At 50.0% G+C, this 14757-nt stretch carries 17 protein-coding genes and 1 riboswitch; of the genes, 9 read left to right on the forward strand and 8 right to left on the reverse strand.

What is annotated here, in order from left to right:
- Positions 1 to 25 precede the first annotated feature (25 nt).
- From ABEB26_RS20005 to ABEB26_RS20040, 8 genes are all read right to left on the reverse strand, one after another.
- Entirely contained in the window at positions 26 to 1060 is a 1035-nt protein-coding gene (locus ABEB26_RS20005; protein WP_345723829.1) for a phosphotransferase family protein, read from the reverse strand.
- A gap of 29 nt (positions 1061 to 1089) precedes the next feature.
- Positions 1090 to 2307 (reverse strand): acyl-CoA dehydrogenase family protein, encoded by a 1218-nt coding sequence (locus ABEB26_RS20010; RefSeq protein ID WP_345723830.1) that lies wholly within the window; start codon positions 2305 to 2307, stop codon positions 1090 to 1092.
- Between the two features lie 30 nt (positions 2308 to 2337).
- On the reverse strand, positions 2338 to 3465 hold the full coding sequence (locus ABEB26_RS20015) for a DPP IV N-terminal domain-containing protein (RefSeq protein WP_345723831.1): 1128 nt from the start codon (positions 3463 to 3465) through the stop codon (positions 2338 to 2340).
- 25 nt (positions 3466 to 3490) lie between these two features.
- The gene (locus ABEB26_RS20020) at positions 3491 to 4384 is read right to left on the reverse strand and encodes a diacylglycerol/lipid kinase family protein (protein ID WP_345723832.1); all 894 of its coding nucleotides are present in this window, start codon (positions 4382 to 4384) and stop codon (positions 3491 to 3493) included.
- Positions 4381 to 5154, reverse strand: coding sequence for a response regulator (locus tag ABEB26_RS20025; protein ID WP_345723833.1), 774 nt, complete (start codon positions 5152 to 5154; stop codon positions 4381 to 4383). Before ABEB26_RS20025 ends, ABEB26_RS20020 begins: the two co-directional genes overlap by 4 nt.
- A complete protein-coding gene (locus ABEB26_RS20030; protein WP_345723834.1) occupies positions 5130 to 5819 on the reverse strand; it encodes a Maf family protein in 690 nt (229 codons plus the stop codon). Before ABEB26_RS20030 ends, ABEB26_RS20025 begins: the two co-directional genes overlap by 25 nt.
- Positions 5820 to 5893: 74 nt before the next feature.
- Positions 5894 to 7024, reverse strand: a complete 1131-nt coding sequence (locus ABEB26_RS20035; protein ID WP_345723836.1) for a tyrosine-type recombinase/integrase — start codon at positions 7022 to 7024, stop codon at positions 5894 to 5896.
- 26 nt (positions 7025 to 7050) lie between these two features.
- Positions 7051 to 7839 (reverse strand): hypothetical protein, encoded by a 789-nt coding sequence (locus tag ABEB26_RS20040; RefSeq protein WP_345723837.1) that lies wholly within the window; start codon positions 7837 to 7839, stop codon positions 7051 to 7053.
- A gap of 259 nt (positions 7840 to 8098) precedes the next feature.
- Between ABEB26_RS20040 and ABEB26_RS20045 the strand changes: the two genes are divergently transcribed.
- The 9 genes from ABEB26_RS20045 to nrdR all read left to right on the forward strand — a co-directional run bounded on the left by ABEB26_RS20045 (position 8099) and on the right by nrdR (position 14752).
- Positions 8099 to 8617, forward strand: a complete 519-nt coding sequence (locus tag ABEB26_RS20045; protein ID WP_345723838.1) for a hypothetical protein — start codon at positions 8099 to 8101, stop codon at positions 8615 to 8617.
- A gap of 124 nt (positions 8618 to 8741) precedes the next feature.
- Positions 8742 to 9107, forward strand: a complete 366-nt coding sequence (locus ABEB26_RS20050) for a hypothetical protein (RefSeq protein ID WP_345723839.1) — start codon at positions 8742 to 8744, stop codon at positions 9105 to 9107.
- Positions 9108 to 9359: 252 nt separating this feature from the next.
- A riboswitch (FMN riboswitch) is annotated at positions 9360 to 9494 on the forward strand.
- A gap of 151 nt (positions 9495 to 9645) precedes the next feature.
- On the forward strand, positions 9646 to 10470 hold the full coding sequence (locus tag ABEB26_RS20055; RefSeq protein ID WP_345723840.1) for an ABC transporter permease: 825 nt from the start codon (positions 9646 to 9648) through the stop codon (positions 10468 to 10470).
- A gap of 21 nt (positions 10471 to 10491) precedes the next feature.
- Positions 10492 to 11520, forward strand: a complete 1029-nt coding sequence (locus ABEB26_RS20060) for an ABC transporter substrate-binding protein (protein ID WP_345723841.1) — start codon at positions 10492 to 10494, stop codon at positions 11518 to 11520.
- Positions 11521 to 11599: 79 nt separating this feature from the next.
- A complete protein-coding gene (locus ABEB26_RS20065) occupies positions 11600 to 12181 on the forward strand; it encodes a YdeI/OmpD-associated family protein (protein ID WP_345723842.1) in 582 nt (193 codons plus the stop codon).
- Between the two features lie 65 nt (positions 12182 to 12246).
- Positions 12247 to 12654, forward strand: coding sequence for a hypothetical protein (locus ABEB26_RS20070; RefSeq protein WP_345723843.1), 408 nt, complete (start codon positions 12247 to 12249; stop codon positions 12652 to 12654).
- Positions 12651 to 13835, forward strand: coding sequence for a glycosyltransferase family 4 protein (locus ABEB26_RS20075; RefSeq protein WP_345723844.1), 1185 nt, complete (start codon positions 12651 to 12653; stop codon positions 13833 to 13835). Before ABEB26_RS20070 ends, ABEB26_RS20075 begins: the two co-directional genes overlap by 4 nt.
- Before the next feature lie 14 nt (positions 13836 to 13849).
- Positions 13850 to 14233 (forward strand): nuclear transport factor 2 family protein, encoded by a 384-nt coding sequence (locus tag ABEB26_RS20080; protein ID WP_345723845.1) that lies wholly within the window; start codon positions 13850 to 13852, stop codon positions 14231 to 14233.
- 66 nt (positions 14234 to 14299) lie between these two features.
- Positions 14300 to 14752, forward strand: a complete 453-nt coding sequence (gene nrdR / locus ABEB26_RS20085; protein ID WP_345723846.1) for a transcriptional regulator NrdR — start codon at positions 14300 to 14302, stop codon at positions 14750 to 14752.
- Positions 14753 to 14757 lie beyond the last annotated feature (5 nt).

Raw genomic sequence — 14757 nt, forward strand, 5'->3', positions numbered from 1 at the left:
TGGGAGAAGGGTTGGAGTGTGGGGGTTATTTGGTGAGATCTGCGGCGGCTTGGGCCATAATCGGAATAACTGCCCCAAATTGGGCAAAACGGGCATCTTTGGTTTGGCCACGTTGATAGCGGGCATAAATCTGGGCCAAAATGACCACTAAACGATAGAGGCCAAGCACATGGTAATAGCGGATATGGCTCACATCACGGCCTGAACGCTCAGCATAACGCGCAACCAACTCTTCACGAGTGGCAAATCGCCCATCGGTCGGCATCATGGCTACTGCTTGCAAGGCTGGCGGATCATCAGGCTGGCTCCAATAACATAACAAGGTACCCAAATCAGCCAATGGCTCGCCCAAGGTACACATATCCCAATCGAATACCGCGATCAATTGGCTGGGATCGTTCTGGCGAAACATCACATTATCAAGTTTGTAGTCGTTGTGGACAAGGGTTGGGGCTGAGGCTGGGGGTTGTTGCTCGCAAAGCCAAGCGTAGACATTCTCCATTGCTGGTAGATCATCGGGTTTGGCTTTGTTCCAACGCTCATACCAACCAACAACTTGACGTAAGATAAAGCCATCGGGTTTGCCGATATGGCTCAATCCAATCATTGAATAATCGACAGCATGCAGATCGGCGAGGGTATCGACCAAGGCTAAACTAAGGGCACGTGGTGCTTCGGAAGTGTTAAATTGATGCGGCAATTCGCGACGGACAACCGTACCATGGCGGCGCTCCATAATAAAAAATGGTGCACCAATGATTTCAGGTTCGTTGCAGAATAAAAAGGTTTGGGGAGCCTGAGCAAAGGCTGGATGTAATTGCGATAAGACCCGATATTCGCGGCCCATATCGTGGGCTGAGGGGGCAACTGGGCCAAGTGGCGGGCGACGCAGCACATATTCATAATGACCATAATCCAGCAGATAGGTCAAATTGGCAGCGCCGCCCCCAAACTGGCGCACGGTCAAGGGCTGGCTTGAACCAGGCAACTTATCGTATAAATAATCGGCTAAAGCTGATTCATTCAACTGTTCATCAGGCCGAACTTGAATCGTATCCATGGGTTGTACCTCGGGACACTACACGCAAACTAGGCTTTGCGCTCAGGATAACCGTAACGCTTCAAGATTTCACGGGCTACGACCATTTTATGCACTTCATCTGGCCCATCGTAAATCCGTGATGCCCGCCCTTGCCGCCACATAAAGGCCAGCGGCGTATCATCAGAAACGCCCAAACCACCATGAACTTGAATCGCCCGATCAAGCACATTCATCAACATGGCGGCGACACTAAATTTAATTAATGAGATATCGATGCGGGCTGATTTAGCCCCAGCTTGATCAATTTGCCAAGCAGCGTGCAACACACTCAGCCGAGCAGCTTGAATTTCCGCAGCACTTTCGGCGATCCAATGTTGCACCATTTGCTTATCGGCCAACGGCCCACCAAATGCCACCCGCTTGGTGCTATATTCACACATCAAATCGAACGCCCGTTGAGCCTGACCAAGCCAGCGCATACAATGGTGAATGCGGCCTGGACCAAGCCGAGTTTGGGCGATGGCAAAGCCTTGGCCACGCTTGCCCAGCAGATTTTCGGCTGGCACACGTACATCGGTATATTCAATTTCCCAGTGGCCACCACCAGTTGTATGGCCCATCACCGAAATTGGCCGCACCAAGGTTAAGCCAGGGGCTTCAGCAGGCACAATAATTTGGCTATAGCGCAAATGAGTCGGGGCATTGGGGTCGGTCATGGCCATAACGATGCCAAAACCTGCACCATTGGCGTTGGTGCTATACCACTTGCGCCCGTTAATCACCCACTGATCATCAACTAATTCAGCAGTTGTCTGAAGCAAGGTTGGGTCGGCTCCGCTGACATCTGGCTCGGTCATGCTGAAAAATGAGCGCACATCGCCTTGTTGCAAAGGCCAAAAAAAGTGCTCGTGCTGAGCAGGCGTGCCGTAGTGCCAGAGAATTTCGGCGTTGCCACTATCAGGCGCGTTCGAGCCAAAAATGCGCGGCGCAAAGTACGAGCGCCCAATAATTTCGTTGAGCAGCCCATATTCCATAATCGAGAGGCCCATGCCGCCAGCTTCGCGGGGCAAATGGCCGGCCCACAAACCCAATTCCTTGACTTCTGCTTGTAATTGCTTGATCTCAGGATGATCTTCGGAGCAAGCAGGATAGGCCTTTTCGTCATAATCGAACCATGTTTGCTCGTTAGGATAGACTTTTTCAACCAAAAATTGGCTAATTTGTTCGCGCATTGCCGCAATATGGCTGGGAATTGCAAAATCCATGGGCTTCGTTGCTCCTTGGTGGAGTGGGCCTTATTTGGCCCACGACATCCCTGAATCGACATCAAACAAGTCGCGCCGAATATCGACTGGTTGGCTGAGGCTTGGTGTGCTACCCTGAATCGTGAGATCAGCGATCGAGAGCGTGACTTGATCGCTGATCGTGAAAAAGGCTAGTTTTGTGCCATCAGGCGACCATGTGGCTTGGCGCGAGCGTCCGGTGCTGGTGAGTTTAACTGGAGCGCTGCGCACTTTACCGTTGGCATCGGGGGCTGGCACGATAAACACATCACTATAGCCATTTTCGCTTTTGGTGAAGGTCAGCCATTTGCCATCAGGCGAGAAGGCTGGATCAATCGCACCTTTAAATGTATCTTCGCTCGGCCCTTGCAGCACCCCATATTTATCGTTGCCACCTGGCAGATCAAGCACCGCGTAGCCCAGCTGAATCTCAGCCGCCTCGCAGCCAAAGCAGCGTTCGGCTTGGCTATAGACAATCATCGATCCATCATCAGACCAGGTTGGGTGGCTCAAATCGGTATCTGCTTGAACAAAGCGTTGGAAACTAGCCTCAGGAAATTGGCCAGTACCAATCCGCCGTGTGCCATAGATATACAATGAAAGCGGATATTCTTGGTAGCCGCCGCCAACATCGCGCGGTGCTTGGGCTTGCGAAACATAACTAAGAAACTGCCCATCAGGCGACCAACGCGGATAAAACGCCCAACGCAGGGTTTGAATATGATCTTCCGAGCGGGCTGCGATATTGGTTGGTTCGTTATTGGTGACCTGCTGTTTGTTGGAGCCATTGGCATTCATCACCCAAATATCGGCGAAACTCTCTTCGCGCTGAATATAGGCGATTTTGCTCCCATCGGGCGACCAACTAGGCTGGTATTTTTTGTGCGATGTGGTAATGCGTCGAGCCTCAGTGCCTTCGTGAACCCAAATATCACCTGAGCCGTTTTCGACCCGCACGAACAGCAATTTGCCGGGAATATCGCGCTGATCTTCGACCACAATTTGGGTGGCTTGGGTTTCATCGACCGCTGGTTGGGCTTCATTTGTGGGGAGTGGCTGCATCGTTGGCAGGGCTGAGCCTGCTTCACTACAGGCGGCTAACAAACACACTAGGATCAACAAATAGAACGAACGTCTCACACAGAACCTCAATCTGGCTATAGGGTTAGTTGATTTCAGTGGTACGCGGTAAGAGTACGCGCAGCGCTTGCGGAACTACCCGAAAGGTCATGGGTGTTGTGCCAATCGCATCGCCATCGACTTGAATTGGCAAAGGCTTGGAGCAGGCAACCTCGATCTCACGAGCTTGCACATACTCTAAGCCTTGGATCACACCATAGCCACGGAACAAAATTCCAGCTAGCAATTTAGGGGCATCAAGGGCACTATCGCCCATCATGGTACAAACATCGAGCATGCCATCGCGCATGGCTGCCCGATAGGCAATATTCAACACACCACCATACAGCCGTGAGTTGCTAATTAATACAAACAGGGCATTGCCTTTGAGCGGCTGGCCGTCAAGGCTGATGCGGGTGCGCGTGCCCCGCAAACGCCAGAGCACTGGCAAGCTTTTGATCACATAGGCCAAGCGGCCTAGGCGTTTTTTATCAGCTGAATGGACTTCGCGAGTAATCGCGGCATCCAAGCCAACGCCTGCCATTAGCAAAAAATAGCGCTCGTTAGCTTGGCCAACATCAACCAGCTCGACATGACCATCAACCAATTGTCGCGCCGCATGCAATGGATTGAGCGATTGTTGGAGTTCGCGAACCCATACATTGCCTGTGCCAACTGGTAACGCTCCCAGCGCGGTATCGGTGCCAACGAGGCCATTCATGACCTCGTTGATCGTGCCATCGCCGCCAGCCGCCACAATTAAATCGTTGCGTTTAGCTTCTTCGCGGGCAAAACTGGTGGCATCGCCAGCCTTGCGGGTTTCGCGTAGCCGCACTTGCCAGCCTTGGTTGCTGCGCCATTCGGTAATGCCTTGGGCGATCGCGCGGCGTTGGTGGGCATTGCCTGCATTTGGATTAAGAATAACAGTTACACGCTTCATTCGTTGTCGTTATCATCATCATTATTAAAATTCAGCGCTGCCTGCGCTCCACGGCGTTCGATGCTTTCCAGCAAGGTTGCTGGGGTTTCGATCCAGCCACGGCGCAGGGCATAGAGCACCGCTTGCGTTCGATCATTCAGCGAAAGCTTGCGCAAAATCGATGAAATATGATTTTTGACGGTTTGGGTGCTAATTTTGAGTGCATCGGCAATATCTTTGTTGGTTGCGCCGCTAGCGATATGCTCTAGCACCTCAATTTCACGGTCGCTCAACGGCGAGAATAAACTAATATCGAGATCCGGCTCGGCCACGATGCCAGTTTGCAAACCACGAAACTGGGTCAAAATCCGGTCAGCAACCCGTGGATCTTCAAACATCACATCGTTGATTACATATTCGCCACGGGCGACGCGCCGCAAGACAGTTGCCAAGGTTTTGGGGCTAATTTCCTTGGAATAATAGGCGGCAGCTCCAGCTCGTAAGGCGTTGAAGGCATGCTCGTCGCTTTCGTAAACGCTCAACATCACCACGCCGATGTTGGGATATTGGCGGCGAATCGTGCGGGTAAACTCCAATCCATCCATGTTGGGTAAATTCAAATCAGTCAGGACTACATCTGGCTCATGCTCAGAAATTAAGACCAAGCCTTCTTCGGCACTAGAACCTTCTCCAATGATCTTGATATCGCGTTCGCTCGAAAGCGCCCAGCGAACCCCTTGCCGAAACAATGGGTGATCATCGACCATCAGCACTTTGACTGTTGCATACATAGTGGTTCCTTTGCTAATGTAGCACGCCAGCGCTGCCAAGCTTGCTCGACCGTGTAGGGAATATACATTCCTGCTTGGGTCAATAAACTGACAGTCGTTGGAAGCGGTAGCCCAACAACGGTTGTAAAACTGCCTTTAACCTCTTCGACCAAGCGTCCGCCGATGCCCTGTACGCCATAGGCTCCGGCTTTATCCATTGGCTCACCAGTTGCGATATAGTCCCAAATTTCAGCATCGCTGAGCGGGCTTAAACGCACTTGGGCAGCAGCCAACTCGCATAACGGTTGGTCTGAGGTGGTGGGCAGCACCACAACTCCGGTATAAACAGTATGCCAACGTCCGGCGAGGCGGCGCAGCAATTCATAGGCATGAGCCGGATCACGTGGCTTGCCCAAGATCAACGAATCAATCACCACAATCGTATCAGCAGCCAAAATCGCTGCTGAATGACCAACTTCGCGGGCGGCTTGGGCTTTACGCCACGCTAATAAGGTTGGGTGATTGGCGAGGCCTAAGTCGAAGGCTGGGAGCAACTCCACAATCGCTGAGGGCACTTGATCTTGGCGCTCTTCCCCATCATTGGCTTCAATTATAAACGACAGCCCCAAACTACTTAACAAATCATGTCGTCGGGGTGAGGCCGAGGCCAGAATTAAGCTATCCACGCTGCATGGTACTCCACAAGCCAAACTCAATTGTTGTTCATCATAACGCAAACAGGCAAAGCTGCAAGTAGCAATTAGGCTTCGTCATCATCCTCAAGCAGCCGATCATCGCTGTGCAGGGTCACGCCATCATTGGCAACCGCTTGTTGGGCAATGTAACGATTGGGGGTGTTGAGGTTGGTCCAGCCGCCTGCATCACGCAAGGCTTGCACCGGAATGTTGGTTTGGGCAACTCGCGTGGCCCACGAATGGCGCAAATCATGCGGCGCAAGATTGTTGATGCCAATTAATTTGCCAAGCTGCACAATCCGTTTGTGAATTGCCCGCTCCGAAATGCCAAATCCAACATGGTTGCCCTTATGATCAAAGGCTGCTAGCAACGGTGTTTTGAGATCAAGCGGTTGGGCGATAACTTTTTGATATTCACGCAAGGCCTTGGCCGTATCGCCGATTAGCCGATGTTTTTGCACTTTATCAACTTTTGGGCGATCGACCAGCAAGATTTTGCCTTGCACATGCTCCCACTTGAGCACGACCACCTCGCCACAGCGCATGCCCAAATCGACCAACAAACAGACGATCAAATAATCGCGCCAACCAACTTCAGGCATGCGATTGATCGGATTATTGCGGGCGGCCCGTTTGAGTTCGCGAATTTGGCTTTGATCCAAAATATGCGGTGCAGCTTTTTTGGTCGAGAGGCGGGTGGGAGTTTCGGTTGCTTCACGCTGAGCATCGATGCCATCGCCCTCGCGGCGACGATAGCCTTCAACTGTGTGAATCCGGCTCCATGCCTCAAGGCTCAATACACCTGCTTGATGGGCCAAGCGGCAGTACAAGCGCACGGTGCCAAGCCGAATATTAATTGAGCCAAGCGCATAGCCTTCATTCAACATCCAGGTGCGAAAGGTCGTGACGATGCCGACGCTCATCTCAGCCCAAGCAGTTGGCTCGGTGGCTAGAATTGGCACTTCTTGCTCATCAACGGGAATGACGATGCCGATCGAGGTCAAAAAATCGGCGAAAATTTTCAAATCGGTGTTGTGGCGGCGAATTGTTTGGGGGCGTTGACGCAAGCGATATTCGATAAAGCTATGTTGGGCCGAAATCTGATCAGCCACGGCGCTACGCTGCTTCATCACCGTCGTAAAATCGGGCGCAAGTGGATTGTTGCGCTGCGGTGGAATTAACTCTAATTCATCCATGATCTGCCTCGTTGTAGCTCGTTGGCTCAGTTTAGCCGATGGATGAGGCTCTTGTCAAAGCACGCCTGTTCGAGTTTGTCGAGGCAACTTTTTGCTGTGATTGAGTATTGATTATCAATTTGAGATTTAAAAAAGCCAAAATTTTCAAGCGAATTGACTTCGCCATCAATAATCTGCTGAATTTTGTCGATGCGCCATAGTAAGTCGCTGGCTGCAACTATGAATAAATAAAGATCAAGTGGATTGCTTGGGTAACGGGTTTGATACTCTGGATCGTCGCGCAGAAACGGCAGGGCATAGCTCAGAGCCGCATCTAACAATGCACGGGTAATTGGGCATTCGAGCGAATCGATGTAATTCCACGTATCTTGTTGGCCAATAAACAGCTTGCTGGAACTTAACTCGACAAGTTCGGTGCGCTTAACTAGGCTGATAGTGGCTCCATACAGATAGCTACGTAAACGATCAGGCTGTTGCAAAAAAGCGTACAACCCACGCCCATAGATCAGCCAATCCATCGGAGATTCATACCAACGCGTGGTATAGGCAAAATGTCGTAACATAAAACTTGGAAAAATCAGGCCTACACCTAGCTCCATAAGCATATGTTCGCGAGGCTTAGGCAGGCCATTAATCCAGCGCCAGGTTTCATCCCAACGAAAGCGAGGATCTGTTGGCAAGATACCATTAGCATTTGCTGACCATTTGCCGAGGACTGCTGGAGTTGGCGGCATCGGGATGGGAATTGGTTTGGTCAGCATAGGATGGTTTGGGCCATTTTTCTTTCCAACCAAGTTGGAGATAAAACTTCTCATTAATGCAGCTCCCAACTTTAATACTACTCAGGGTTTGAGCATAGCATAGGGTGACAAGTTTAGGGTCAATAACTGGTTCAATATAGAATATTGAATTGCAAAATAAGCTTTAATAATTCAACATTAATAGCTGCTAATTTCAAACCAACCGATCTTAATAGTTTAAGTGCGTTTAGTGGCCTCGATATTCGACTTGTGCATGATTAGGGTTTAAAGCTATGCTGAGGCTATACAATCACTAAAAGAGGAGATTTATTGGATGGATTTAGAAACCTTATTAGCTGAGGCGCAAGGGTTAGTTCGGCCATGGACAATGCTCACTACCGAACCAACCAGTCCCGATCAGCCGATTGCAGGCTATTCTGCCACGATTAAAAACCAGCCGTCGGATTGCTTTGGATATGAAATCATGATTGCGCTGTATGCTCAAACAACAACCAGTTTACCGCCATTAGATGCAGTGTTGCGTTTTGGGTCAACGGCGATTCAGGCATGGAGTAAACCATTTTGCGAAGATAATAATTGGCTCTGTGCCGATGATATGCCTGATCGTTCGTTGGTTGATGCCTATGAAACTGTGTATCAAGCGCAGCATCCACGCTACTGCGAAAATGCGATCGCTTCAATTGGTGGTTGGCATATGGTTTGGCCTGATGGTGATTGGGCTGAGTTGTTAGAACAACAACTGCTTGTTTGTACCTATGCTGAAGCTGAACCTTGGCTAGAAGTTTGGATTGATCGATCAAGAAACTTGAAGGTTGTCGAGTGCTTCAGCTAAGGCAAGCAACCTGAATAGCGAGCTAAATCAATAGCTGTGCAATTTGCTGCTAACTCTTGACGGGCTAGTTTAATCCTTTTATGATAGCTATGTGTGTCTGGAGTGTAGAACAAAAGGACGTTGTATGAATAACATTAAACAGTCACTCGAAGCGGCCATGAACATCGATGGTGCGTTGGGCGTTGCGTTGGTCGATTACACCAGTGGCATGACCCTTGGTACTGCTGGCGGGAATAGCGCCTTGAACTTAGAGTTGGCTGCGGCGGGCAACACTGAAGTAGTACGTGCTAAAATGAAAGTTATGAGTCGGCTTGGTTTGAAGGATCAGATTGAAGATATTTTGATTACCCTCGGTGCCCAATATCACCTGATTCGGATTTTGCAAAAGAAACCCAGTATTTTCCTGTACCTAGCGCTCAACAAACCTACTGCCAATTTGGCGCTTGCCCGAATTATGCTCAGCGAGATCGAAGAAAAAATCGAATTCTAAAACTTGCCTGATTTCAGCTAGATACACAGCAACTGTCAAATGGGGCAGTTGCTTTTTTGTTGGCGAAGAACGGGCAATTCGTGGCGAAGAATTGCCCGAATTATTGGGTCATTATTGATAGGGATTGGGAGTAGTTGCTGGCACTAATCCTGACCCCTGAAAGCTGACTGCTGATCCCTTATACATCCTAATCGGGCTGATAGTGTATTGACAGCTACAAAACACAGTGCTATCGTAGATATAACTAAATACTTTGGTCTTCAGGGTTAGGTGAAATTCCTTATCGGCGGTGATGGTGGTTTAGCCACATAAGCCCGCGAGCCGCAAGGTAGGATGCTGGTGCGAATCCAGAGCCGACGGTCAAAGTCCGGATGGAAGAAGATCGATCAACGTATGTGTACCTACAATGCTGTGGGTTATTTGCGTAATTCAGGCGTGCTGTTTGGTTTCAGCGGTGCTTGGGTTGCTTGCAGCTACGTCGTGATTGACCCTGAGATGATTGATTCTTTTGGGGTTTTTTGTTTTTAGGTACACACTTATGCTTCAAGATTATGGCCGCATGGCCTATGTTGCTGAATATCCTCAAACCACTGTGCGGCGCAAGCAACGCCGCGCTTGGTTGAGTTCGAGTCGGTTGTGGGTTGGGCTTTCGTTGCTAGGCTTGCTGTTGGCATGGCGCGGTTTAGTCGCTTGGCAGCAATACCCAGCTTTTGTTTTGCCAACCCCCGAAGCCGTTGCTAGCCGCTGGTGGCAGGAATTAACCCAAGGTGCGTTGTTGCAACACACCTTGCGCACCTTGGTCGAAGCACTGGGCGGTTTTAGCTTGGCCTTCAGTGCAAGCTTGGTATTGGGCTATATCTTGGCCCATTGGCATTGGCTTGATCGGATTGTCTCGCCGCAATTGGCAATTGTGCAGGCCATTCCAATTGTCGCAGTTGCGCCATTAATTTTGATTTGGGTCGGTGCTGACTTGTGGGCAAAATTGTTGGTTGCCGCCTTGGTTACTTTCTTTCCTATGCTGAGCAGTGTGATTGTGGCTTTGCGCAGCGTGCCCCGCGATATTCGCGAAATGGCGGCGATCAGTGGAGCCAATCGCTGGCAAAGTTTGTGGCAGATTGAATTGCCCTTGGCTTTGCCTGGAATTTTCGGTGGGATCAAAACTGGCCTAGCCTTGGCCACGACTGGCGCGGTTGTCGCTGAATTTATTGGCGGCCGCGAAGGGCTAGGAGCGCTGATTAACATCGCTCGTGGATTGTTTGATACACCGCTGATTTTTGCAGCTTTGCTAACCTTGGGCTTGCTCACATTTGGGTTTTATCAGCTAGCAATGTGGCTAGAACGACGTTTGGTCACTTGGGAATAATTTTTTTGGATGGAGTTTTCAATGCGTTATCGTCGTGTCTTAGCCGTTGTTGGGCTACTTTTTTTGGCGGCTTGTGGTGGGCAAACTGCTACGCCAACCGCCGTTAGTGGTAATGATCAAGCGAAACCATTAACCAAAGTAACGATTGCCATGCCCTATGTGCCGAATATTCAATTTGCCCCATTTTACTTGGCCAAAACCCAAGGTTATTACGAAGCTGAGGGTTTGGATGTAACGTTCGATTATCAATATGAAACTGATTCAGTCCAGCGTGTGGCCAATGGCTCAGTCCAATTTGGCATGGCTGGCGGCGATTCGGTGCTACTGGCGCGGGCGCAAGGTCTGCCGATTATGACCGTTGTAACGATTAGCCAACGTTCACCGATTGTTTTTTATAGCAAAGCTGAGTTAAACATCAAAACACCAGCCGATCTTAAAGGCAAAAGTGTTGGGATTCCAGGTCGTTTTGGGGCTTCATATATTGGTTTGTTGGCACTGATGTATTCAAATTCCTTGCAAGAGAGCGATTTGAATATTCAAGAAATTGGCTTTGCTCAAGTTCAAGCCCTCAGTGAAGATAAAGTGCAGGTTGCTAGTGGCTATGGCAATAACGAGCCAATTCAATTGGCTGAGGCTGGGGTTAAATTAAATATTATTCGGGTGTCAGATTCGTTTGCCTTGACCTCTGATGGCCTTATTGTCAGCGAAAATTTGATTAAAGAGCAACCCACCGTTGTTATGAGCTTTGTCAAGGCTACATTAAAAGGTATGAGCGAGACGATTGCTGATCCGACTCAGGCCTTTAATAGTAGTTTGCGCGAAATTCCTGAACTGCAAGCGGCTGATGATTCAACCAAAGCCTTGCAACAAAAAGTTTTAGCCAAAACGATTGGCTATTGGCAAAGCGATCTGACCGCTAAATATGGCCTTGGCTTTACTGATCAGGCCACTTGGCAAGCGACTCACGATTTCTTGCGCCAACAAAATATCCTTAAACAAGATGTCGCAGTGGGCGAATCGTTTGTGAATGGGTTTATTGCTACACCCTAAATGTTAATGGTATTTTGGGTGACGTGTTCATGGTTTTGGGGATTCCATGAACACGTCAGTTTTTTTAACGGAGTGTGTGATGAGTGACAAACCAAAAGCCGAATTACCAACGTTTAGTTTTATTGATCAAGCGGCATGGCGTGAATGGCTCGCTGCTGAACATGCTACCAGCAAGGGCATTTGGCTTAAAATGGCCAAAAAAGCCACGGGCATCGCTTCAATTAATTATGCCGAGGCGCTTGATGTGGCATTGTGCTATGGCTGGATCGACGGCCAAAAAAAGAGTTTTGATGAGCAATCGTGGTTGCAAAAGTTTACACCACGCGGCAAAAAAAGCATTTGGTCGAAAGTTAATCGTGATCATATCGAACGTTTAACCGCTGCTGGCTTGATGCAGCCCGCTGGTGAGGCCGAAGTTGCACGAGCCAAAGCCGATGGTCGTTGGGATGCTGCCTACGATTCACAGAAGAATGCGACGATCCCTGAGGATTTTCAAGCGGCACTCGATGCTAGTCCAAGCGCAGCCAGCTTTTTCGCCACGCTCAAGCAAGCCCAACGCTACTCATTTTTGTTCCGCATCCAAACTGCCAAAAAGCCCGAAACACGTAGCAAACGCATTCAAGAATTTATCGGCTTGCTCGAACGCGGTGAAACGTTGTAGTGCCAGCCTGAGCTAAATTTGCTGCTATACTGCCCGCAGAAATGATTAGCGTATGAGGCAGACCAATGGCAGAGCACCCAGCCCCAATCGATGTTGGCGCGATTTTGGCCGAAATCCGTGATGGAATTCGTCAACGTCGCGCAAATGGCTTAATTGACCAAGCCAATGAACCCCAATTGAGTGATGTTGATCTCAAACGCTTGCTTGCCGAGGTCGAGGCCACGCGCGTGGTTAGCGTGCATTGGCCGTTGCATGGCGAAACCTTGCCCCAAAAAGTCATTGCGACATTGAATAAAGTTGTGCGCCGCTATCTGCGTTGGTATATTAACCCAATTGCTGAACAACAAAATGCCGCCAACGATGCGATTGTGCGCACCTTGCATGGCTTAGTTACCACAATCGACGAGCAACGCGCTGAGATTGCGTTGCTACGAGCGCGAGTGGTTGAACTTGAACGTGAGCTCCAAGCATGAGATCGCAACGTCCTGTAGCGCTGGTAACGCCATGGTTTGGCCCCGATACCCGTGGTGGAGCTGAAGATCAAGCCCGTGATTTGGCCCATGCCATCCATGCTCAAGGCGCGGATATTGAGGTCTGGACGACGACAGGCCGCGATTCGTTTACTGAACGCACGGCTGAGCACTATCCCGCTGGCTTGAGCAATTGGAATGGTTTGCCAATTCGACGCTGGCCGATGGCCGCGCCAGCGATGGGCATTCCGCCAGTGGTGCGGCGGTTGGCGGCTCGTTCAGGGCGGCGCTTGCCCGACCATCCTGCCCATGAAATTAATTTATTGGGCAGTTTGCCGAATAGCGATGGTTTATATGAACATTTGTTAGCACATCCCGAGCGACGCTGTATTTTTATGCCCTATCCGATGGGCTTGTCGTATTGGGGCAGTTTTTTGGCCCAAGGTCGTGCCTACCATATTCCATGCTTGCACGACGAGCCATATGCCTACTATTCGACCTATCGTGAAATGCTGCGGCGTGCTCAAGGCACGATTTTCAATAGTCGGCCTGAGCGCGATCTAGCCTTACGGTTGTATGAGCTTGATCCAGTCAAAACGAGTGTGGCGGGCGAGGGTATTGATCTCACCCGGGTTGGTGATGCGGTGCGGTTTCGCCAACACTATGGGCTTGGAGTTGAGCCAATCTTGCTCTACGTTGGGCGAGCCGATTGGGGCAAGCATGTGCCGCAGTTGCTAGCCTATTTTCGTGAATGGAAGGCTGAAACTGGCCGCCCATTGCGTTTTGTGCGGATCGGCGCTGGCGAACTGAATGCCCCCAGTATTTTAGCGCCATGGGTGTTGGATTTAGGCTTTGTCGAGCCACAAACCAAGTATGATGCCTACGCAGCGGCCAATGTTTTTTGCCAACTTTCAACAATTGAAAGCTTTTCGATTGTATTGATGGAAAGCTGGTTGCAAGGCCGCCCGGCCTTGGTCAATGCCGATTGCCCGGTGACAACTGATTTTGTCTTGCGTAGCGGTGGCGGCATCCCATGCCAAGGCTATCGCGAGTGGGCCAGTAGTTTGAGCTATTTGCTGGATCGGTCTGAGCTGAGCGCCGCCATGGGTGCTGCTGGCCGTGAGTTTGTGCTGCGCGAATGTCGTTGGAATGAAGTTGCCCAGCGTACCTTGGCGGCCCTTTAATTGCGGAGAATTCAATGATCAGCAATGCCTATGAGTTGGTGACCCAATTTTGGCAATTGATGCAAACCAATGATTTTGCGGCGGTTGGTAGCGTATTGCACGATGAATATAGTTTAGAATGGCCCCAATCGAATGAACGAATTCGAGGTCGAGCGGCCTTTGCCCAAATGAACCAAGAATATCCTGCTGCTGGCGCTTGGCAATTTACGATCAATCGCTTGATTGCAAGTGATGATCAGGCCTGTAGTGATGTTTCGGTTACTGATGGCCAAGTGCAGGCACGGGTGATTAGCTTTTTTATGATTCAGGATGGGCTGATTATCAAGCAGGTTGAATACTGGCCCGAACCCTACCCAGCCCCAGCCAATCGCCAGCATTTGGTTGAGCCGATTAACTAAGCGCCAATCCTGTGCGTCATGGGGCCATGGTATAATGAATCTACTAAGCTAGGCCGAAGAGGAACTATGCGCTGCCCGTATTGCACTGGCGAAAGTGCAGTGATCGATACTCGCGAACTTGATAATGGTGAAACCATCCGTCGTCGCCGTCGCTGCAAACACTGTGATCGCCGCTTCACAACCTATGAACGGGTTGAATCTGTTAATGTCATGGTCGTTAAGAAAAATGGCGACCGTGAGCCATATGACCGCGAGAAATTATTGCGCGGTTTACGGGTTGCGGCCTATAAACGGCCTATCTCAGCCGATGTAATTGAAACGTTGGTAACTGAAGTCGAGGCTGCTCTGATCGCCTACGATGCCTTGGAAGTTCCTAGCTCGGTGATTGGCGAACAGATGATGGAACGCTTACGCTCACTCGATGAGGTGGCCTACATCCGCTTTGCCTCGGTTTATCGTTCATTTAGCGATCTTGGCAAGCTGCGTGAAGCTGTCGAAGAACTTATGGAAAAGGAATAAGTAGC

The organism is Herpetosiphon gulosus (genome assembly GCF_039545135.1).
Lineage (GTDB): Bacteria > Chloroflexota > Chloroflexia > Chloroflexales > Herpetosiphonaceae > Herpetosiphon > Herpetosiphon gulosus.